Annotated in this window: 25 protein-coding genes; 8 read left to right on the plus strand and 17 right to left on the minus strand. The window is 60.2% G+C overall.

Annotated elements, in window-relative coordinates; translation table 11 throughout:
* Window positions 1–73: 73 nt before the first annotated feature.
* The 11 genes from ACN0WV_RS04300 to folK all read right to left on the minus strand — a co-directional run bounded on the left by ACN0WV_RS04300 (window position 74) and on the right by folK (window position 9,081).
* Window positions 74–406 (minus strand): DUF1491 family protein, encoded by a 333-nt coding sequence (locus ACN0WV_RS04300; RefSeq protein ID WP_417604002.1) that lies wholly within the window; start codon window positions 404–406, stop codon window positions 74–76.
* 3 nt (window positions 407–409) lie between these two features.
* A complete protein-coding gene (era, locus tag ACN0WV_RS04305) occupies window positions 410–1,318 on the minus strand; it encodes a GTPase Era (protein ID WP_417604003.1) in 909 nt (302 codons plus the stop codon).
* Window positions 1,319–1,334: 16 nt separating this feature from the next.
* Window positions 1,335–2,237, minus strand: coding sequence for a DMT family transporter (locus ACN0WV_RS04310; protein ID WP_417604004.1), 903 nt, complete (start codon window positions 2,235–2,237; stop codon window positions 1,335–1,337).
* Window positions 2,238–2,264: 27 nt separating this feature from the next.
* Window positions 2,265–2,939 carry a ribonuclease III gene (gene rnc, locus ACN0WV_RS04315; protein WP_417604005.1) on the minus strand — a complete coding sequence of 225 codons (675 nt, stop codon included), beginning with the start codon at window positions 2,937–2,939 and terminating at the stop codon, window positions 2,265–2,267.
* On the minus strand, window positions 2,936–3,784 hold the full coding sequence (lepB, locus tag ACN0WV_RS04320) for a signal peptidase I (RefSeq protein ID WP_417604006.1): 849 nt from the start codon (window positions 3,782–3,784) through the stop codon (window positions 2,936–2,938). The genes rnc and lepB overlap by 4 nt, the downstream gene beginning before the upstream one ends.
* A gap of 100 nt (window positions 3,785–3,884) precedes the next feature.
* A complete protein-coding gene (gene acpS, locus ACN0WV_RS04325; RefSeq protein WP_417604008.1) occupies window positions 3,885–4,322 on the minus strand; it encodes a holo-ACP synthase in 438 nt (145 codons plus the stop codon).
* A gap of 76 nt (window positions 4,323–4,398) precedes the next feature.
* Entirely contained in the window at window positions 4,399–5,148 is a 750-nt protein-coding gene (locus tag ACN0WV_RS04330; protein WP_084350452.1) for a pyridoxine 5'-phosphate synthase, read from the minus strand.
* Window positions 5,149–5,182: 34 nt separating this feature from the next.
* A complete protein-coding gene (locus ACN0WV_RS04335) occupies window positions 5,183–5,845 on the minus strand; it encodes a DUF2062 domain-containing protein (protein WP_084350451.1) in 663 nt (220 codons plus the stop codon).
* Window positions 5,846–5,860: 15 nt separating this feature from the next.
* A complete protein-coding gene (locus ACN0WV_RS04340; protein WP_417604009.1) occupies window positions 5,861–8,002 on the minus strand; it encodes a RelA/SpoT family protein in 2,142 nt (713 codons plus the stop codon).
* 35 nt (window positions 8,003–8,037) lie between these two features.
* Window positions 8,038–8,391 carry a DNA-directed RNA polymerase subunit omega gene (rpoZ, locus tag ACN0WV_RS04345; RefSeq protein ID WP_084350449.1) on the minus strand — a complete coding sequence of 118 codons (354 nt, stop codon included), beginning with the start codon at window positions 8,389–8,391 and terminating at the stop codon, window positions 8,038–8,040.
* A gap of 78 nt (window positions 8,392–8,469) precedes the next feature.
* Window positions 8,470–9,081 carry a 2-amino-4-hydroxy-6-hydroxymethyldihydropteridine diphosphokinase gene (folK, locus tag ACN0WV_RS04350; protein ID WP_417604010.1) on the minus strand — a complete coding sequence of 204 codons (612 nt, stop codon included), beginning with the start codon at window positions 9,079–9,081 and terminating at the stop codon, window positions 8,470–8,472.
* Between the two features lie 99 nt (window positions 9,082–9,180).
* Between folK and ACN0WV_RS04355 the strand changes: the two genes are divergently transcribed.
* The 6 genes from ACN0WV_RS04355 to ACN0WV_RS04380 all read left to right on the plus strand — a co-directional run bounded on the left by ACN0WV_RS04355 (window position 9,181) and on the right by ACN0WV_RS04380 (window position 12,627).
* The gene (locus tag ACN0WV_RS04355; RefSeq protein WP_084350447.1) at window positions 9,181–9,753 is read left to right on the plus strand and encodes a LabA-like NYN domain-containing protein; all 573 of its coding nucleotides are present in this window, start codon (window positions 9,181–9,183) and stop codon (window positions 9,751–9,753) included.
* Window positions 9,754–9,894: 141 nt separating this feature from the next.
* Window positions 9,895–10,845, plus strand: a complete 951-nt coding sequence (gene ispH, locus ACN0WV_RS04360; RefSeq protein WP_417604011.1) for a 4-hydroxy-3-methylbut-2-enyl diphosphate reductase — start codon at window positions 9,895–9,897, stop codon at window positions 10,843–10,845.
* A gap of 100 nt (window positions 10,846–10,945) precedes the next feature.
* Entirely contained in the window at window positions 10,946–11,317 is a 372-nt protein-coding gene (locus ACN0WV_RS04365; protein ID WP_417604012.1) for a class I SAM-dependent methyltransferase, read from the plus strand.
* Window positions 11,293–11,538 carry a hypothetical protein gene (locus ACN0WV_RS04370; protein WP_417604013.1) on the plus strand — a complete coding sequence of 82 codons (246 nt, stop codon included), beginning with the start codon at window positions 11,293–11,295 and terminating at the stop codon, window positions 11,536–11,538. The genes ACN0WV_RS04365 and ACN0WV_RS04370 overlap by 25 nt, the downstream gene beginning before the upstream one ends.
* On the plus strand, window positions 11,531–12,007 hold the full coding sequence (gene rnhA, locus ACN0WV_RS04375; protein ID WP_417604014.1) for a ribonuclease HI: 477 nt from the start codon (window positions 11,531–11,533) through the stop codon (window positions 12,005–12,007). Before ACN0WV_RS04370 ends, rnhA begins: the two co-directional genes overlap by 8 nt.
* Window positions 12,004–12,627: a trimeric intracellular cation channel family protein gene (locus ACN0WV_RS04380; RefSeq protein ID WP_417604015.1), complete on the plus strand. Its 624-nt coding sequence runs from the start codon at window positions 12,004–12,006 to the stop codon at window positions 12,625–12,627. The genes rnhA and ACN0WV_RS04380 overlap by 4 nt, the downstream gene beginning before the upstream one ends.
* Before the next feature lie 103 nt (window positions 12,628–12,730).
* Here the strand turns inward: ACN0WV_RS04380 and ACN0WV_RS04385 are convergent, their stop codons facing one another.
* The 4 genes from ACN0WV_RS04385 to def (ACN0WV_RS04400) all read right to left on the minus strand — a co-directional run bounded on the left by ACN0WV_RS04385 (window position 12,731) and on the right by def (ACN0WV_RS04400) (window position 14,974).
* Window positions 12,731–12,967: a hypothetical protein gene (locus tag ACN0WV_RS04385; RefSeq protein WP_417604016.1), complete on the minus strand. Its 237-nt coding sequence runs from the start codon at window positions 12,965–12,967 to the stop codon at window positions 12,731–12,733.
* Window positions 12,968–12,972: 5 nt separating this feature from the next.
* Complete coding sequence (gene fmt, locus ACN0WV_RS04390; protein WP_417604017.1) at window positions 12,973–13,884, minus strand: methionyl-tRNA formyltransferase; 912 nt, start codon at window positions 13,882–13,884, stop codon at window positions 12,973–12,975.
* A gap of 77 nt (window positions 13,885–13,961) precedes the next feature.
* On the minus strand, window positions 13,962–14,459 hold the full coding sequence (gene def / locus ACN0WV_RS04395) for a peptide deformylase (RefSeq protein WP_417604018.1): 498 nt from the start codon (window positions 14,457–14,459) through the stop codon (window positions 13,962–13,964).
* Window positions 14,456–14,974, minus strand: a complete 519-nt coding sequence (gene def, locus ACN0WV_RS04400; protein WP_417604019.1) for a peptide deformylase — start codon at window positions 14,972–14,974, stop codon at window positions 14,456–14,458. The genes def (ACN0WV_RS04395) and def (ACN0WV_RS04400) overlap by 4 nt, the downstream gene beginning before the upstream one ends.
* Window positions 14,975–15,098: 124 nt before the next feature.
* Here def (ACN0WV_RS04400) and ACN0WV_RS04405 point away from each other — a divergent pair, with 124 nt between their 5' ends.
* Both ACN0WV_RS04405 and ACN0WV_RS04410 read left to right on the plus strand, forming a co-directional pair.
* On the plus strand, window positions 15,099–16,277 hold the full coding sequence (locus tag ACN0WV_RS04405) for a MalY/PatB family protein (RefSeq protein WP_417604020.1): 1,179 nt from the start codon (window positions 15,099–15,101) through the stop codon (window positions 16,275–16,277).
* 174 nt (window positions 16,278–16,451) lie between these two features.
* Window positions 16,452–17,441 carry a glutathione S-transferase family protein gene (locus tag ACN0WV_RS04410; protein ID WP_417604021.1) on the plus strand — a complete coding sequence of 330 codons (990 nt, stop codon included), beginning with the start codon at window positions 16,452–16,454 and terminating at the stop codon, window positions 17,439–17,441.
* Here the strand turns inward: ACN0WV_RS04410 and ACN0WV_RS04415 are convergent.
* Both ACN0WV_RS04415 and ACN0WV_RS04420 read right to left on the minus strand, forming a co-directional pair.
* Entirely contained in the window at window positions 17,438–17,806 is a 369-nt protein-coding gene (locus ACN0WV_RS04415; RefSeq protein ID WP_417604022.1) for a response regulator transcription factor, read from the minus strand. The two genes, ACN0WV_RS04410 and ACN0WV_RS04415, sit on opposite strands and share 4 nt — an antisense overlap.
* A gap of 487 nt (window positions 17,807–18,293) precedes the next feature.
* Window positions 18,294–18,494 (minus strand): hypothetical protein, encoded by a 201-nt coding sequence (locus ACN0WV_RS04420; RefSeq protein WP_417604023.1) that lies wholly within the window; start codon window positions 18,492–18,494, stop codon window positions 18,294–18,296.
* Between the last annotated feature and the right edge of the window lie 51 nt (window positions 18,495–18,545).

Raw genomic sequence — 18,545 nt, forward strand, 5'->3', positions numbered from 1 at the left:
CTTCTTGGTAAAAATACTCCGGGGAGCGCGAGGGGCTGGCCCCTCGCTCCGTCCCTTTCAGCGCACGGAACACTCAGTCGGACAGACCCGGCTCATCCAGCAGATGGTGCCCGTCACGGTCCTCGACCTCGATCACCCAAAGGTCGGGATCGAACCGCCGCTGCCTGCTGATTGCCGCATCAACCTCCGCCTCATCACCTTCGGCCAGCGTGACCCAGGCCCGCGCGCCGCTCATCAGATCAAAGCTGCGTTGAAACGCCTGGGCCCGCCCGTTCAATGTGTTGAGTTTGACCAGAACCGCACCAGCGGTGTCATCCCCATGGGCCGTCACAAAGGCCGGGATGTTTTGGAACCGCAGCCGTGCCAGATAGGCATGCACCCAGAACTCGGCCGTCAGACGAGCCATGGATCAGGCGTTGCCGTCGCGGAAATTCAGTCCCATTTCGGAATAACGCTCGGCCTCTTCCAGCCATTTCTCGCGCACCTTGACTTGCAGAAACAGGTGAACACGGCGGCCCAGAAACTCTTCGAGCTCCTCGCGTGACGCCTTGGACACGGCCTTGATGGTCTCGCCTTTGTGGCCCAGCAGGATGCCCTTGTGGCCGTCTCGGGCGACATAGATGATCTGGTCGATACGCGCCGTACCGTCGGGACGCTCTTCCCAGTTCTCGGTTTCGACCGTCAACTGATAGGGCAATTCCTGATGCATACGAAGCGTCAGCTTTTCGCGGGTGACCTCGGCGGCGATCATGCGCATCGGCAGATCAGCGATCTGATCCTCGGGGTAAAACCATGTGCCTTCGGGCAGTTCCGCGCCCAGCCAGGCCTTCAGATCCGCGCAGCCAAACCCCTTTTCGGCGGAAATCATGAAGGTATTGGCAAAGGCAAACCTGTCGTTCAGTTCCTTGGACAGCGCCAGAAGCACGTCGGATTTGACCCGGTCGATCTTGTTGATCGCCAGTGCAATGTGGCCGTCCTGTCCGATCTCTGCCAGACGTTCCAGGATGGCTTCGACGCCGGGCGTGATGCCGCGATGCGCCTCGACCAGAAGCACGACGATATCGGCATCCGCAGCACCGCCCCACGCGGCGGCAACCATGGCGCGGTCCAGCCGTCTGCGCGGACGGAACATGCCGGGTGTATCGACCAGCACGATCTGGGCGTCCCCTTCCATCGCCACGCCGCGGATACGCGCGCGCGTGGTCTGGACCTTGTGGGTCACGATGCTGACCTTGGCGCCGACCAATTGGTTGGTCAGCGTCGATTTGCCCGCATTGGGCTCTCCGATCAGGGCGACGAATCCGGCGCGTGTGGTCATTGGGGTTCCTTGGCTATCAAGACAGGCGATGTAGCGCAGAGTCGGGCTTCGCGCCAGCCCTGCGATCACGCAACAGCGAAAAGATCCCTGCGCCGACAATCAGCGCAGCGCCCGACAGCGTCATCGCGTCGGGCCGTTCGCCGAACAGCGTGTAGGCGAGGATCAGCGCGACGATCAGCCGGGAATAGCGGAAGGGCGCGATCACGCCGACCTCTCCGGTGCGCATGGCGTAGGTCATGGCCGTATAGCCAAGCACGCCCGACACAGCCGTGCCGCAGATCAACAATGCGGCACCCGGCGCGGGCAGCGCAGGCATTCCGGGCTCAAAGCACAGGATGACCACCCCCGCCAGCGAAACGACGGCAAATCCCAGCACCCCAAGCTGTGCCGCGTGAACGGTTGCGGGCGCGGTGCGGGTGGCCAGATCGCGGCCCGCAAAGCCGATCATGCCAAGCAGGGCGAAGATCGCGTTGGGTTCGATCCCCGAAGGCGAGGGGCGCACGATCAGCACAACCCCGACAAAGCCTACCACCATGGCGGCCCAGCGACGGGGGCCAATGCGTTCACCCAGCACGAATACAGCGCCAAGCATCACCACAAGCGGCGCCGCCTGTAGGATGGCCGAGGTGGTTGAAAGCGGCGTGTAGGCGAGGCTGAGCGCAAAGAACAAGCGGCCGACGATCTCGAACCCGGTGCGGATCATCAAGCCGGCTTTCAGATACGCGGTGGTCCAGACCGGCACGCCCTGCGCCTTCGCATAGACGGCGTATAGCACCATCGCCAGAAGGCCGAATTGCAGCGTTGCCATGCCAGCGGTGATCCCGCCTGTCCCGGTCGCCGCCTTGAAGAATGCGTCCTCGATGCCGAATCCCAGCATCGCGAAGATCATCAACAGACTGCCGCGCAGGTTGTCACTCATGGCTGCGCCGCGAGAGGCAGGTAGCGCTCACGCCAGACCGTCCAGCAAGGTTCTGGCTGCGGCCTGTTCGGCTTGCCGCTTTGACGGTGCCGTTGCTTCGGCACTGGTGCCATCGGCCAGCGACGCGCGGATGGTGAATTCCGGGGCATGATCGGGGCCGGTGCGGGCGGTTTCCTCGTAGCGGGGCGGGGGCATGCCGCGTGCCTGCGCCCATTCCTGAAGCGAGGTTTTGGGGTCGCGGGCGTCTTCGTCAACGGTGTCGATGCGGACGCCCCAGAGCCGCAGGATCATTGCGCGTGCCGCCTCGACCCCAGCATCAAGGTAGACAGCCGCGATCACCGCTTCCATCGCATCGCCCAGCAGCGCCTGTTTGCGCCGCCCACCGGAAAGCTGTTCCGAGCGCCCAAGTTTCAGCGCGGCACCCAGATCTATCTGGCGCGCGACGTCTGCGCAGGCCTCTTTGCGCACCAGCGCATTATAGCGCGGCGCAAGCTGGCCCTCGCTGGCGGTTTTGTCGCCGGCCAGCAGGGTTTCGGCCATCACCAGACCCAGCACCCGGTCGCCGAGAAATTCCAGCCGCTGATTGTCACCACGGGCAGACGAGATAGAGCCATGCGTAACCGCACGGATCAGCAGTTCGGGGTCGGAAAACTCATGCCCGAGACGGCCTTGAAGGGCCTTTAGGTCGGCTGACAGTTTCACTCGACCCTCTTGAAGTAACGATCGCTCCGCCAGGTCCAGAAAAACAGCATCGACCGCCCGGAGGACGAGAACATGATGCGATCTGCGCGGCCGACGATGTTTTCGTAAGGCACAAAGCCAACGCCACCGACCTGCTGCGGCACGCGGCTGTCAGAGGAATTGTCGCGGTTGTCGCCCATGAAGAAGTAAAAGCCCTCGGGGACAGTGTAGACCGGCGTGTTGTCGGAATTCTGCATGGCGATGTTCAGAATATCGTGGCTGACGCCGTTGGGCAGCGTTTCGGTAAAGCGTGATTTGGTGCACAGACCACCTGTGCCCACGGGGCCGTTTTCGCAGCGCGGGCGCAGCCGTTGGGGGCCTTGCGGCTCTGCAATCTCTTCAAACGTGCCTGAGGGCTCTAGCTTCACGGGCTCGCCGTTGATCTGCAACACGCCTGCCTTGACCTGGATCTTGTCGCCCGGCAGACCGGTCAGCCGTTTGATGAAGTCGCGCCCTGTCACCGGGTGACGGAAAACCACCACATCGCCGCGTTCCGGCGCGCCGGCCATGAACCGTTCGCCGCCCTTGGACGGATCGCCGGATTTCATCCAGCCGCAAATATCCTCGGCGTCGATATTGATGCCGATCGCGGGGATCAGGACCGTCGGGCAGGACGCGTAGGAATACCCATAGGCCATCTTGTTGACGAACAGGAAGTCGCCGATCAGAAGCGTGTCCTTCATCGACCCGGACGGGATCCAGAAGGGCTGAAAGAACAGGGTGCGAAAGACACCGGCTATCAGCAGGGCATAGACGATGGTCTTGATCGTCTCGATAATGGAATTACCCTGTTTGGCTTCGGCCATGATGGTCTCCGATCTAGGTGGGTCTGGCGCTACATGAGGGGGCAGGCGAAGGGTGTCAAGCGGCCATGCCCTGCCGCGCCGGGGCTTGCGCGCTGTAGCGTCATGGCTTGGGTGGTGGAGCGCTGATATGAACCCCGGCTGCGACTGGCCGGGCCTCGATCACGACAAAAGCCTGCGCCCAAGGGTGATCGTCCGTCAGGGTGACGTGAATGATCGCCTCATGTTCCGCAGGCGTCATCTGCGCCAGCCGTTCGGCGGCCCATCCGGTGACTTGCATGACGGGCTGGCCGGTCGCGAGGTTGCTGACTGCCATGTCCTTCCACGCGATCCCCATGCGCAGCCCGGTGCCAAGCGCCTTCGAACACGCCTCTTTCGCGGCCCAGCGTTTGGCATAGGTGCCCGCCGTATCGGCCCGCCGCTCTGCCTTGCGCTGCTCCGTCTCGGTGAAGACACGATTGCGAAACCGGTCGCCGAACCGGTCCAGCGTGCCCTGTATGCGGTCGATATTCGCCAAATCAGTGCCAATGCCGAGGATCATCCGGCACGCACGAGCCTGACATCTGGGCTTTTTGATCGGCCTTGCCAAAGGTCGACAAAGAAACTCCCGGCACTTTTCACGCGCGTGCCTCATCCATCAGGCGGCGCATTTCGGCAATGGCCGGGGTCAGGCCGCGAAAGATTGCCTCGCCGATCAGGAAGTGACCGATATTCAACTCCATCACTTCCGGAAAGGCCGCGACGGGTTTGACCGTGTCATAGGTCAACCCGTGCCCGGCGTGGACCTCTAGGCCCAGCGAATGCGCCAGGGTGGACATTTCGCGCATACGCTCCAACTCCGTTGTGCAATCGTCCATGCGTCCCTCTGCATGGGCATCGCAATACGCACCTGTATGCAATTCGATCACCTGAGCGCCGATCCTGTGCGCGGCCTCGATCTGGCGCTGGTCGGCGGCGATGAAGATGGACACGCGGCAACCGGCCTCGCGCAGAGGAGCGATGAAATGCGCCAGCCGGTTTTCCTCGCGCGCGACTTCCAGCCCGCCCTCGGTGGTCTTTTCCTCGCGCTTTTCCGGCACGATGCAGACGGCATGCGGACGGTGACGCAGGGCGATGCGCTGCATTTCGTCAGTGGCGGCCATTTCAAAGTTCAGCGGCACGGTCAGCACGTCCATCAGCCCGTCGATATCGGCGTCTGAAATGTGTCGACGATCCTCGCGCAGATGCGCCGTGATGCCGTCGGCACCTGCGTCTTCTGCCAGTTTCGCCGCCCGAAGCGGGTCGGGATAGCCGCCGCCGCGTGCATTCCTTACGGTCGCGACATGATCAATATTCACGCCAAGACGGAGTTTGTCCAATTGCGGCATGACAGAGTTCCTTTCAGGTGCTTTTCGTCGGACCTTATTCGCCTTTTGCAGCCTCGTCAGCCTTGGCCGCCGCTTTTTTTCGCAAGCTCTCCAACTTGGCGCGCAGTTTGCTGGTGCGGCGTTTCTGATAGGCCCGGATCACCGGAACGGACAGGTAATAGGCCACCAACCCGGCGCAGATGCCCGGCAGGATGCCCCCGATCAGGTAGGGAAAGAAAATGTCATCGTAGAATCGCAACAGGTTGTGCCAGTCGGCAGTCTTGTCGCTGAACACGGCCACCAGATTGTTCTTTAGATCCGCGGCAGCGCCCACGAATTTACGGCCCAGCCATTCGTGATCTGCACTGGCCGGATGATGGCGGTTGCCAAGCAGAAAGTTGCCGGTCTTCAATGAAATCACGGCGATCGGCAGATAGGTCAGCGGATTGCCGAAAAACGTGCCAAGCAAAGCGGCAAGGATATTGCCGCGCACGGTCAGGGCCAGCAGGGTCGCGACGACAAAATGCATGCCGTAAAATGGCGTGAATGTCGTCAGGACCCCGGCAAAAATGCCGCGCGCGATTTTTTCAGGGGAATCTGGCAGGCGGCGCAGGCGATGCTTGACATATTGCGCGGCACGGCCCCACCCGCCACGAGGCCAAAGACCTTCGAGTGCGATCTTCCAGATCGGCCGTCTGTCGCGCCGCTTGAAGACCAAGCCTTGTCCTTTCGTTCACTCCGCCGCGCTGTCCTGCGCAATGCTCAGGGCTGTCTCCCGACGCCGCGAAATCGCCGCGACATCGCTTTCCGCCGCCAAAGCGGTGACGACGGAATGCAGATGTTCGGCATCGCGCAGATCCACACCAATCAGAAGACGGTAAAAATCCGGTTTGCGATCGACAAATTGCATGTCAGAGATATTGGCCTTCTGTTCGCCGATCAATGTGCAAATCCGACCGAGCACACCCGCGTCATTGCCTATCGTCAGTTCCAGCGTCGCCGTGTAGGCCGCCGGATGGCTGCCAGAGTGCCAATGCAGGTCAAGCCAGCGGACAGGCTGATCTTCGTAAGAGGCCAGCGTCGGGCAATCAATGGAATGCACGACCACCCCTTTGCCGCGTTGGGTCAACCCGACAATCCGTTCGCCGGGCAGGGGTTGGCAACAGGGCGCACGTTCAAAACTTTGGCCCGGCGCAAGGCCGATGACGGCACGCTTCGGCTCGATGCTTTCGCCTTCCTTGGGGGCCAGGTCGGGATAAACGGCCTGAACCACGGCCCGCACCGACAGTTCCGCGCTGCCCAGGCGGGCCAGCAAGGTCTGCCGGTCCTCAAGCCGCAATGTGCGCGCAGCGGTTTCCAGAACCTTGTCATTTGCCTTCTTGCCGACATGCTCAAACCCCGAACGAGCCAGTTCGCGCCCCAGCTTGATGAACCGCTCCCGGTCAACCTCGCGCAGCGCCCGGCGAATCGCCGATTTGGCCTTGCCGGTGATGGCGATCTCCAGCCAGGTGGCTTGCGGCACCTGTCCCTCGGCGGTGATGATCTCGACCGACTGGCCGTTTTTCAGCCGCGTCCACATTGGCACCCGCAACCCGTCCACCTTGGCACCCACGCAGGCAGAGCCGATGCGGGTGTGGATCGCATAGGCGAAATCCAGAGGCGTGGCTCCGCGGGGCAGTTTGACCACGTCGCCCTTGGGCGTGAAGCAGAAAACCTGGTCGGAATACATCTCCAGCTTCACGGCTTCGAGAAACTCGTCGTGATCCTCTTCGGCGTTGAACTGTTCGGTGAGCGAGGAAATCCACTTCGCCGGGTCTACCGCAAACGGGTTTTCCGAGCGTACGCCGTCGCGGTAGGACCAATGCGCCGCCACCCCGGTTTCGGCCACGTCATGCATCTGCCGGGTGCGGATCTGCACCTCGACCCTTTTGCCGTCGCGCCCCGACACAGTGGTGTGGATCGAGCGATAGCCGTTGGTCTTGGGTTGACTGATATAGTCCTTGAACCGTCCCGGCACCGCACGCCAGCGCTGATGGATCGCGCCAAGCGCGCCGTAGCAGTCGGTTTCAGACCGTGTGATGATGCGAAAGCCGTAGATGTCCGAGAGGCGGGAAAAGCCCATCTCTTTTTCCTGCATCTTGCGCCAGATTGAGTACGGCTTTTTCGCGCGGCCATAAACTGTGGCATCAATGCCGACTTTTTCCAGCTCCTTGCGCATGTCGCCGGTTATCCGGTGCACGACGTCGCCGGTTTCCCTTTGCAAGGTGATGAAGCGGCGGATGATGCTGGCGCGGCCTTCGGGGTTAAGTACGCGGAATGCCAGATCTTCAAGCTCTTCGCGCATCCATTGCATGCCCATCCGACCGGCCAGCGGCGCATAGATGTCCATTGTCTCGCGCGCTTTTTGGACCTGCTTTTCCGGGCGCATCGCCTTTATGGTGCGCATATTGTGCAAACGGTCGGCCAGCTTGACCAGGATCACCCGAAGATCCTTGGACATCGCCATGAACAGTTTGCGAAAATTCTCGGCCTGCTGGGTCTCTGTCGAAGATAGTTGAAGGTTGGTCAACTTTGTCACGCCATCCACCAACATCGCGATTTCGTCGCCAAACTGCTGCGAGATTTCGGAATAGGTGGATTTGGTGTCCTCGATCGTATCATGCAGCAAGGCTGTGATGATCGTGGCATCGTCAAGCTGCTGCTCTGTCAGAATGGCGGCAACGGCGACGGGATGGGTGAAATACGGCTCGCCAGAGCGGCGCATCTGGCCGTCATGCATCCGGCGGCCATAGTCATAGGCCGCCCGGATCAGTTTTTCGTTGGTCTTGGGATTATAGTTATGAACCAGCGCGATCAGGTCTTCTGCCGGGATCATTCCCCTATCCTCATCCCCTGGTCGCTTGCGCGAGATCAGCCCTGACCTTGGGCTTCCATCAATGCGCGCAACAACTTTTCTTCGGACAGGTCGTCATCGGCCGGTTTGTCAGCTTCAGCACCCATCAGAAGCGCCATGGCGTCATCTTCAGGCTCATCGACCTCGATCTGGGTCTGGTTGGATTCGATCAGACGCTCGCGCAGTTCGTCAGCGGATTGGGTCTCGTCCGCGATCTCGCGCAGCGCAACAACCGGGTTCTTGTCGTTGTCGCGGTCCACGGTTATCGCCCCGCCAGAGGAGATTTCGCGCGCCCGGTGGGATGCAAGCATCACCAACTCGAAACGGTTCGGTACCTTGTCTACGCAGTCTTCGACGGTCACGCGGGCCATTAAACTCTCCGTGGTTTTTCATATCACCTAGGCAAGCGGTGTATGTAATGGGGCAAATCACGATTGACAAGCCGGGATTCAAAGCGCGACCACCTCGCGCCGCATGTTTTCCGGCAGATCCGCGCAAAGTTCTGCGACGGATCGTCCCAGAACGGGGTGTCGCCAGTCGGGTGCCACGTCGCAAAGCGGGACCAGTACGAATGCACGATCCTGAAGGCGCGGATGCGGGAGAATCAGGGTGTCAGGCGCGTCGCGCCGCTGTGCGGCTTCGTCCAGATTGTGCCACTGATCAAAAGTCGCGCGGTCTGGCCGAATGGTAGCGCCTGCGGCCAGTAGGTCCAGATCCAGAGTGCGCATTCCCCAGCGTGTCTTGCGCGATCGGCCAAATTCCGCCTCAATCGCGTGTAGGTTGTGCAGTTCTCCGCTTATGGATTTCCCGGCCGCGCGCAATACCAAAGCGGCGTTCACATAATCCGGACCGGCACCTTTTGGAAAGCAGGGCGTTGCATAAAAGCGACTGATAGCCCTGATCTGCCTTCCCGAATTTGCGATCGCGTTTACAGAGGCGGCGACGGTTTCCGTAGCGTTACCATATTGCGAACCCAGATTTGACCCTACGGCAATCAGCAATTCTTGATCGGTTTCATATATTTTGCTATTCTTAACGTCAGGTCTTCGGGCTTGAAGCATTCGTATAAATCCTTAAATTCTAGGTTATCCGGTTTTGTCTGGAATTCCACTCACACTCCACCATGCAGGCAAGACCTAAAATTATCGGAAGGACATTTTATGTTTTACAAAGACGAACGGCTTGCGCTGTTCATCGATGGATCGAACCTGTACGCTGCGGCAAAGGCGCTTGGGTTCGACATCGATTACAAGCTCTTGCGACAAGAGTTCGTGCGTCGGGGAAAGATGCTTCGGGCATTTTACTATACCGCGCTTCTGGAAAATGACGAATACTCACCCATTCGCCCTTTGGTTGATTGGCTTCACTATAATGGCTTCACGATGGTGACCAAGTCTGCCAAGGAATATACTGACAGTCAGGGCCGTCGGAAAGTCAAAGGCAATATGGATGTCGAGCTTGCAGTCGATGCCATGGAACTTGCCCCGCGTGTCGATCACATTGTGTTGTTCTCAGGCGATGGTGATTTCCGTCCGCTCATTGAAAGCTTGCAACGTCAGGGCGTTCGCGTTTCGGTCGTTTCGACGATCCGCAGCCAGCCGCCGATGATCGCCGATGAACTGCGCCGTCAGGCCGACAACTTCATCGAACTCGATGAGTTGAAAGAGGTTATCGGGCGTCCGCCTCGTGAGCACCCGGCAGAACGCAGCTTTGAAGTTGCCAGCAGCAGCTGATCAGCGGAATTTTCGCTGATCGAATTGGCAAATTTGCGACGCAAGCGGCGACCGGGCGGTCGCCGTCTTGCATTTGCGGCGTTGCAGGCTCTGGACGATATGCCTTGCGCGCCTTACCTGTTGCGATGACAGGAGACGCACATGACCAAACCGACCCTCACCTTATGTCTGGCCGCCCCTCGCGGATTCTGCGCCGGTGTCGATCGTGCGATCAAGATCGTCGAGATGGCACTGGAGAAATGGGGCGCGCCGGTCTTCGTTCGCCATGAAATCGTGCATAACAAGTTCGTCGTCGACGGATTGCGTGCCAAGGGCGCGGTGTTTGTAGAAGAGCTGGACCAGTGCCCCGGTGACCGCCCGGTGATTTTTTCCGCGCATGGCGTGCCAAAGGCCATACCGGCAGAGGCCGCGCGCCGCGAGATGGTTTTCGTTGATGCCACCTGTCCGCTGGTCTCGAAAGTGCATATCGAGGCGCAACGCCATGCCGATAGCGGCCTTCAGATGATCATGATCGGCCATGACGGCCACCCGGAAACCGTAGGCACGATCGGGCAGTTGCCGCCTGGTGAGGTCTTGCTGGTCGAAACCGAGGAGGATGTCGCCGATGTCGAAGTGCGTGATCCTGACCGGCTGGCCTTTGTCACGCAAACCACTCTGTCGGTCGATGACACGGCGGGGATTGTCGCGGCGTTGAAGACGCGGTTTCCGAATATCGTCGGCCCGCATAAGGAAGACATTTGCTACGCCACGACCAACCGGCAAGAGGCGGTCAAGGCCATGGCCCCTCAGGTTGATGCCATACTGGTGGTCGGCGCGCCGAATTCGTCAAACTCGCAGCGTCTGGTCGAGGTCGGTCGCAAGGCGGGCTGCGGCTATTCGCAACTGGTCCAGCGCGCCACGGATATTGACTGGCGCGCGTTGGATGGCGCGCAGGCCGTGGGCATCACGGCTGGTGCCTCTGCGCCCGAAGTGCTGATCGACGAGGTTATCAACGCCTTCCAAGATCGGTTCGACGTAACGCTGCGCACGATCGAGACCGCGACAGAAAACGTCGAGTTCAAGGTTCCGCGCGTTCTGCGCGAACCGGCATAAGCGCGCCGGAGCCGTCAGGCATGTCCGCCCCTGCCAGCAACCGCTCAATCCCCACATCCGCGCTGGTCGCCATCGCTTGCCTTGCAGTCGCGGTAGTCTTGTGACCGACGACAAGACCCTCGGCGTGTATGATGAGAAGGCGGGCGATTACGCGCGACTGATGGACCACGACGCCTTAGCGCCGACCGCGCTGAACAAGTTCCTTTCGGCTTTGCCCGAGCGTGGTACTGTCCTGGATCTGGGCTGCGGCCCGGGCAGTTGGGCGCGCTACATGGTCAAGGCGGGCTTCCGGGTGGACGCGATAGATGCAAGCGCCGGAATGGTCGAGAAGGCCTCTGCGATAGAGGGGTTGACGTCTGGCAAGCGGATTTCAGCGATATTCAGGACGTCGCGAAATATGATGGGATCTGGGCAAACTTCAGCCTCCTGCACGCCCGGCGTGCGGAAATGCCCGCGCATCTGGCTCGGTTGAAAACGGCCCTCAGGTCCGACGGTCGGCTACATCTTGGCCTGAAGGAAGGCACCGGTGAGGCGCGCGACAGTCTTGGCCGTTTCTACACATACTACACGGTCGCCGAAATCCGCGAATTGCTTGCGCAAATCGGGCTTTCTGTCAGCGATCTGCGAACCGGGGCCGATAAAGGGCTTGACGGCACGGTCGCGGCTTGGTTCACCCTGACCGCTCATGGCTGAGCTTTTTGCATATACCGACGGCGCGTGCAGCGGAAACCCCGGACCGGGCGGCTGGGGGGTGTTGATGCGCGCCATGGCGGGCGACGAGATCGTCAAGGAACGCGAGTTGCAAGGCGGCGAGGCCGACACCACCAACAACCGGATGGAGCTTTTGGCCGCGATCAACGCGCTTGAAGCCTTGGGTCGTCCGAGCGGCATCACGATCGTTACCGACTCTGCCTATGTGAAAAACGGTGTCACAACCTGGATTCACGGCTGGAAACGCAACGGCTGGAAAACGGCGGCGAAGAAACCGGTGAAGAATGTCGAGTTATGGCAGCGGCTGGACGAGGCACAGGCCCGGCATGACGTGATCTGGAAATGGGTCAAGGGCCATGCGGGCCACCCCGAGAACGAGCGCGCAGACGAACTGGCCCGCGCCGGAATGGCACCTTTCAAGGCATCCCGATCAGGCAAGGCCGGCGCGTGAGCCTGCTTGCCCTGCTCGATTACGCCTCGGTGCTGGTCTTTGCCCTGACCGGTGCGCTGGTTGCCAGCCGGGCGCAGCTCGACATCGTTGGGTTTGCCTTTCTGGCCTGCCTGACGGCGGTCGGGGGCGGGACGATCCGCGATGTTCTTCTGCTGCGTGATCCGGTATTCTGGATCGGCACCCCCACCTATATCGGCATAGCTGTGCTGGCCTCCATCGTGGTGTTTTTTGGCGCGCATTTTCTGGAAAGTCGTTACCGCGCCTTGCTCTGGGTTGATGCCTGCGCGCTGGCAATCGCGGTTGCAGCGGGCACCGGCGTGGCGATGGCCATGGCGCAAACACCACTGGTCGTGGTCTTGATGGGCATGATCACCGGCTGCATGGGCGGGCTCATGCGCGATGTGGTCTGCAACGAGGTGCCGCTGGTCCTGAAGGCGGGCGAACTGTATGTGACGGCCGCGTTTGCCGGATCCGTCGCAGCCGTGGTCGTCGACACGTTGATCGGAACGGAATGGATTGTCCTCGCGGCCTGCGCAGGGCTGACACTGGCATTGCGGGCAGGCTCTCTCGCGTTCGGCTGGCGATTGCCGGTCTACCGCAGCCGCCCGCCGCGCGTGTGACCGCTCCGGGTAATGCCTCTCAACAATCCATGCCGGTCAATGCCGCACCAAACCGTCACATCCAGCGTCGGATGTCGGATAACGGCCGAGCCTTGCGCGCCGCCTATCTGCGCCAATGCGTCGGAACGATAATCAACGCCCCGATCGAGGACGCAACCGCATTCAGGCCCGGCGACCCGAACCCGATTCCGAACATCAACCGGACGAAATAGGCCAGAAACGCCCCGCCGATACAGATGATGATGCTTTGCAGAATGCCATTGCGGGTAAAGCCCGTGCGTTCGGACAGATAGCCGACGATCCCGGCGATGACCACCGTACCGATGAGGGTTGGAAACATGCGGCTCAGCCTCCTAACTGTGTACCTTTGGGGATGGGATTTCCGCGCAGAAAGGTCTCGGCATCCTGCGCCCCCTTGCCAGCCCGCTGCGCGCGGGTGATGCGCACCGCGCCCGTGCCGCAAGCCACTGTAAACGCGTCGTCAAGCACGGTTCCCGCAGGGCCGTTGCCAAGTGCCAGCGCGGCCCCCAGCAGCTTGATCCGCGCGCCATCAGCGAGTGTCCAGGCACCGGGAAAGGGTGACAACCCTCTGATCTGACGGCTGACATCGGCGGCTGTGCGCGTCCAGTCAACCGCAGCCTCCGCCTTGTCGATCTTGGCGGCATAGGTCGCCCCTCCATCGGGTTGTGCCTCCGGCGTCAGGCTTGGCAGCACGTCCAGCGCCTCGACAATCGCTTCGGCACCAATAGCTGACAAACGGTCATGCAGCACGCCCGTCGTTTCTTCGGTGCCAATGGCCGTGGCACGGCGCAACAAGACCGGGCCGGTGTCCAGCCCGGCCTCCATCTGCATGATGCAAACGCCGGTCTCGGCATCCCCGGCCATGATCGCGCGGTGGATGGGCGCGGCCCCCCGCCAGCGCGGCAAAAGCGACGCGTGGATGTTCAGACAGCCAAGCCGGGGCGCGTCCAGTACCGCCTGCGGCAAGATCAGACCATAGGCCACCACCACCGCAATATCTGCGTCAAGCGCCGCAAATGCCGCCAGCGCCTCCTCGGACTTCAGACTGACCGGGTGGCGCACTTCCAGCCCCATCGCGTCGGCGCGGGCATGAACGGGCGTCGGACGATCCTTCTTGCCGCGCCCGGCAGGGCGGGGCGGCTGGCAGTAGACACAAACGATCTCATGCCCGGCCGCGACCAATGCCTCCAGCACCGGAACCGAAAATTCGGGCGACCCCATGAACACGATCCGCAACCTGATCCCTCCTTCTTCTTGGCAAAATACTCCGGGGGTGCGGGGGTTGGCCCCCGCTCCGAGATCGGTATGACAGACTAACGCCCGAACTTGCGCGCCTTTCGCAGCAAAACGTCCCGCTTCACCTTGCTCAGGTGATCGAAATACATCCGGCCGTTCAGATGGTCGATCTGGTGCTGTACCGAGGTTGCCCAAAGCCCGACGAAATCCTTTTCCTCAATCTCGCCATCTGTATTCAGAAACCGCACGGTCACCGCGCGGGGCCGGGTGATCCTGGCCGAAAAACCCGGCAGGTTCGGGCTGGCCTCCTCGTGATCGCGACCTCGGGCGGATGCGTGCAACACTTCGGGATTTGCCATGCGCACGGCCTGACCGCGCGCCTCGGACGCATCAACCACGGCCAGTTGCAGCATCACGCCGATCTGCGGCGCGCCAAGGCCCACACCGGGCATTGCGTCCATCGTGTCGATCATGTCCTGCCAATGGGCACGGATCTCGTCCGTGATGGCATCCACAGGGGCGACCGGGGTCCGCAAACGCTTGTCAGGCCAGGGCAGGCAGCGCCGGACGGTCACGCGCGGGCCTTCTCTCGCTTCAGCTTTTGCATCTTGCGGGTGATCATCTGACGGCGCAGGGGCTTGAGATAGTCGATGAACAGCTTGCCATTAAGATGATCGATCTCATGCTGCACGCATGTCGCCCACAGCCCGTCGAAATCCTGCTCTTGCGGATTGCCGTCACGGTCCAGCCAGCCAATCCGCACCTCGCGCGGGCGCTCGACATCGGCATATTGATCCGGGATCGACAAACAGCCTTCCTCGTAGATGTTCAAGTCGTCTGAAACCGCCAGCACCTCGGGGTTGAACATCACCATGGGTTGCGCGGGCGCGGCCTCGTCCTTGACACAATCCAGCACGATCAGCCGGTCCAGCACACCGACCTGCGGCGCCGCAAGGCCAATACCGGGGGCGTCATACATGGTTTCAAGCATGTCATCGGCAAGCGCACGCAACTCGTCCGAAATATCGGCAACGGGCGGGCAGACCTTTTTCAGGCGCGGATCGGGATGGATGAGAATGGGCCGTTTCATGGCAATCATTTAGGCGATGAAACGCTAAGGCGCAATATCCGGCGCTTGCACTTGATGACCAATAAGATAGCGTCCCCGACGTTGCGCGCAGCACATACCGGTACAAGCCAATCAGGAGCCGTCCATGACGTTCGATTTCGACCGCCTTATTGATCGTCGTGGAACCCATTCGTCGAAATGGGACGCGATGGAGCCGCTTTTCGGGGTTTCTCCAAAAGACGGCCTGGCGATGTGGACGGCAGATTCGGACTATCCGACAGCCCCTTGCGTGATCGACGCGGTCCGGGCTGCGGCTGATCTGGGCATATTCGGCTATTTCGCGGACCCCGGCGCGTATAACGCTGCGATCTGTTGGTGGATGACAACGCGCCACAACTGGCAGATAGAGCCGGACTGGATCCTTACCTCTGCCGGGCTGGGCAATGCGATCGGGCTTTGCCTTGATGTCTATACCGATCCCGGTGACGGGGTGGTGATCTTCTCGCCGGTCTATCACGAGTTTTCCGGCAAGATCCGCAGGGCGGGGCGCGAGGTCGTGGAAATTCCGCTGATCCTTGACGGGGATCGCTACCAGATTGATCTGGACGCGGCGCAGACCCTGCTGACCGGTGCCGAGAAGATGCTGATCTGGTGTTCGCCGCAAAACCCCTCTGGCCGGATCTGGACCGGGGATGAACTGCGCGCCGTGGCGGAATTTGCCCGCGCCAATGATCTGGTACTTGTCTCGGACGAGGTGCATCACGATCTGATCATGCCGGGCAATATCTTTGTGCCCATGGATGTAGCCGCGCCAGAGATACGCGACCGCCTGATCGTGCTGACGGCGTCCTCCAAGACGTTCAACATTGCCGGACAAAAGACGGGCAACATGATCATCCCCGATGCGATGCTGCGCGGGGCGATGAACAACCGGATGCGGGCGCTGGATCTGGGCCCCAACCGTCTGGGGCTGGAGATGGTCACCGCCGCCTATACTCCAACAGGGGCCGAATGGGTCGACGCGCAAGTGGCGCATATTGATCGCAACCGACAGGATTTTGACGAGGCGATCAATGCCATCCCCGGTGTGCGGTCGCTGCCGCTGCAATCAACCTATCTTGCTTGGGTGGATTTTTCCGGCACCGGCATGACCTATGCCGAGGTCGAGGCCCGCGTGAAAGGCACCGCCCGCATCGCCGCCAGCCCCGGTCCGGATTTCGGTCAAGGCGGCGAGAGTTTCATGCGCTTTAACCTCGCGACCCAGCACGCCCGCGTGTCCGAAGCAGCCGCGCGCTTGCAGGAGGCGTTTTCAGACCTTCAGTAGTTATCCAAAACGCGACAGCATAATGTCCAAGACGTGCGATCATGTGATGATCGCAGCGCTGATATGCGAGTTCCGTTCACCTGCGCACATGCGTTGCGCGTCATTTGCTCTTCATGCGAGCTGCGAAAGCTCTATCTGGTGGACAGAGAGTTGAATGGATAGGGAGTAGGCAAAATGGGTTTGCTGGTTGACGGTGCGTGGCAAGACAAGTGGTACGATACGCAATCCACTGGAGGTAAATTCGAAAGATCAGAGGCCAGTTTCCGAAACTGGATCACCGCCGACGGAAGCGCCGGACCTTCGGGTGAAGGTGGGTTCAAGGCCGAATCCGGGCGGTATCATCTATATGTCTCTTATGCCTGCCCTTGGGCGCATCGCGCGTTGATTTTCCGCGCGATCAAGGACCTGACGGATCACATCGGTGTCAGCGTCGTACATCCCGAAATGCTTTCGGAAGGCTGGGAGCTGAAGACCGGTTTCGCGGGCACCACAGGTGACAAGCTGTACGGGCTGCCGTTTTTGCGCGACGTCTACCTGAAGGCAGAGCCAGATATGACCGGGCGCGTGACCGTGCCGCTTTTGTGGGACAAACAGCGCGACACAATTGTCTCGAACGAAAGCGCCGAAATCATCCGCATGTTCAACAGCGCCTTCAACGATGTGACCGGCAACCACGATGACTATTGGCCCGAAAACCTGCGCGACGCGATAGAACCGGTGAATGCGCGCATCTACGATACGGTCAATAATGGCGTCTACAAGGCCGGTTTCGCGACCAGCCAAGAGGCCTATGACGAGGCCGTGCATCCGCTTTTCGACAGTCTGGACTGGATCGAGGACATTCTGTCGCGCAACCGCTATCTGATGGGCGACCGTCTTACCGAAGCGGATTGGCGACTGTTCACCACAATGGTGCGTTTCGACAAGGTCTATCACACGCATTTCAAATGCAATTTGCGGCAGATCGTCGATTACCCAAACCTGTGGGCTTATGTCAGAGAACTTTACCAGTGGCCGGGTGTCGCAGAGACTGTCCATTTCGATCATATCGTGCGGCATTACTATTACAGTCACGACACCATCAATCCGCACCGGATCGTGCCGATCACGCCGGACCCGGATTTTATGGCACCGCAAGATCGCGAAAGACTGAACGCCGCTTAGGTCGGCTCGTGACGGGCGTAATGCTCGACCATCGCCGCCAGATCATCTGGCGGCGTTTCGCTCTGAACGAACGCGCAGGCATTCGAGCAGTGTTGGAAAATGGATCCGTCCGAAAAGAAAGATGTGTTGGTCACAAAAATCGCCTTTGCCCCCGGCTGGCGATAGCTTGCAAAATCGGCGATTGCCATGGCGCTGCCATCTTTCAGCACCAGATCCAGCACAAGCACGTCAAAAATAGTGGCCCTCAACAGTGACACAGCTTCGTCTTGCGACGTCACCAGCCAGACCTGTGCACCCAATCGTTCCAGATGGCTTTTCCAGATTTTACCAAGCTCTGCCCGGCTCTCAACAATAAGAACATTCATTCACAATCTCCGGCACAATGCCCGCGCCGCCTTTGCGGGTAATCTGAAAGGTTTGATCATAACAAAAAGTTAACGTCTGCGTAATCTTGATGGAGGAAGCGTAAATCCGCCTAATGATACCGTAGAAATACAGCATTATGTAAAATGGCACGACCTCGCATTTGTATCAACATATCCGTTGCATCTGTCTGCAACGGGCCGACATCATGCTTAATGACAGGTCGAAGGCATGAATTTCGGTGCAGATGCTATACTCGCCCGCAGTTACTAACGTCGGATTCTTGTCGACCTCAGGTCTCACCGGTGTCCGCTGCCGCGAAGTTCGCAAACCGCGTCGCCGCATTTTCAGTCGTGAAGAGCAGTATATCAGCCGTGAGCGAAATTCCGCGCGTCTTTTAATGAAGCGACGGGCACGAGGCGGAAATGGTGTGCAACCCCGAAGCGATTGCCCGGTGTCTGCCTGTCGAAATAAAAATAACATATTGATTTAAAATATAGAAATAGACAATTTCCAGAGATCTATCGTCGCCTCGATGCTGCCAATAGAAAGAAGATCAGTTCTGAAAAGCACGCGAACAATGCTTGGTTGTCGCTTCGCGATAGTCTGGTGCCGCCCCACTTCAAGCCCCGTCGATGAAGACTTTTTGGCGAACCGCCGAGGAACATTCCCGCCGTCGAGCGTGTTCATCCTCCATAGCCGGGCAGCAAACACATCCTGCTCAGGACGAAATGAATCTGG

Origin of the sequence: Primorskyibacter flagellatus, assembly GCF_048268605.1 — a bacterium.
In the GTDB taxonomy this organism is placed as follows: domain Bacteria; phylum Pseudomonadota; class Alphaproteobacteria; order Rhodobacterales; family Rhodobacteraceae; genus Primorskyibacter; species Primorskyibacter flagellatus.

Bases quoted from the DNA above. Each gene is read 5' to 3' on its own strand.
- ACN0WV_RS04330 (WP_084350452.1), bottom strand. From the start codon at position 5,148: ATGCCGCAATTGGACAAACTCCGTCTTGGCGTGAATATTGATCATGTC.
- acpS (WP_417604008.1), bottom strand. From the start codon at position 4,322: ATGATCCTCGGCATTGGCACTGATTTGGCGAATATCGACCGCATACAG.
- ACN0WV_RS04415 (WP_417604022.1), bottom strand. From the start codon at position 17,806: ATGAATGTTCTTATTGTTGAGAGCCGGGCAGAGCTTGGTAAAATCTGG.
- ACN0WV_RS04420 (WP_417604023.1), bottom strand. From the start codon at position 18,494: ATGAACACGCTCGACGGCGGGAATGTTCCTCGGCGGTTCGCCAAAAAG.
- ACN0WV_RS04300 (WP_417604002.1), bottom strand. From the start codon at position 406: ATGGCTCGTCTGACGGCCGAGTTCTGGGTGCATGCCTATCTGGCACGG.
- ACN0WV_RS04385 (WP_417604016.1), bottom strand. From the start codon at position 12,967: ATGTTTCCAACCCTCATCGGTACGGTGGTCATCGCCGGGATCGTCGGC.
- ACN0WV_RS04410 (WP_417604021.1), top strand. From the start codon at position 16,452: ATGGGTTTGCTGGTTGACGGTGCGTGGCAAGACAAGTGGTACGATACG.
- ACN0WV_RS04340 (WP_417604009.1), bottom strand. From the start codon at position 8,002: ATGATCCCGGCAGAAGACCTGATCGCGCTGGTTCATAACTATAATCCC.
- ispH (WP_417604011.1), top strand. From the start codon at position 9,895: ATGACCAAACCGACCCTCACCTTATGTCTGGCCGCCCCTCGCGGATTC.
- folK (WP_417604010.1), bottom strand. From the start codon at position 9,081: ATGCTTCAAGCCCGAAGACCTGACGTTAAGAATAGCAAAATATATGAA.
- lepB (WP_417604006.1), bottom strand. From the start codon at position 3,784: ATGGCCGAAGCCAAACAGGGTAATTCCATTATCGAGACGATCAAGACC.
- era (WP_417604003.1), bottom strand. From the start codon at position 1,318: ATGACCACACGCGCCGGATTCGTCGCCCTGATCGGAGAGCCCAATGCG.
- rnhA (WP_417604014.1), top strand. From the start codon at position 11,531: ATGGCTGAGCTTTTTGCATATACCGACGGCGCGTGCAGCGGAAACCCC.
- ACN0WV_RS04405 (WP_417604020.1), top strand. From the start codon at position 15,099: ATGACGTTCGATTTCGACCGCCTTATTGATCGTCGTGGAACCCATTCG.
- ACN0WV_RS04370 (WP_417604013.1), top strand. From the start codon at position 11,293: ATGCCCGCGCATCTGGCTCGGTTGAAAACGGCCCTCAGGTCCGACGGT.
- ACN0WV_RS04355 (WP_084350447.1), top strand. From the start codon at position 9,181: ATGTTTTACAAAGACGAACGGCTTGCGCTGTTCATCGATGGATCGAAC.
- def (WP_417604019.1), bottom strand. From the start codon at position 14,974: ATGAAACGGCCCATTCTCATCCATCCCGATCCGCGCCTGAAAAAGGTC.
- ACN0WV_RS04310 (WP_417604004.1), bottom strand. From the start codon at position 2,237: ATGAGTGACAACCTGCGCGGCAGTCTGTTGATGATCTTCGCGATGCTG.
- rpoZ (WP_084350449.1), bottom strand. From the start codon at position 8,391: ATGGCCCGCGTGACCGTCGAAGACTGCGTAGACAAGGTACCGAACCGT.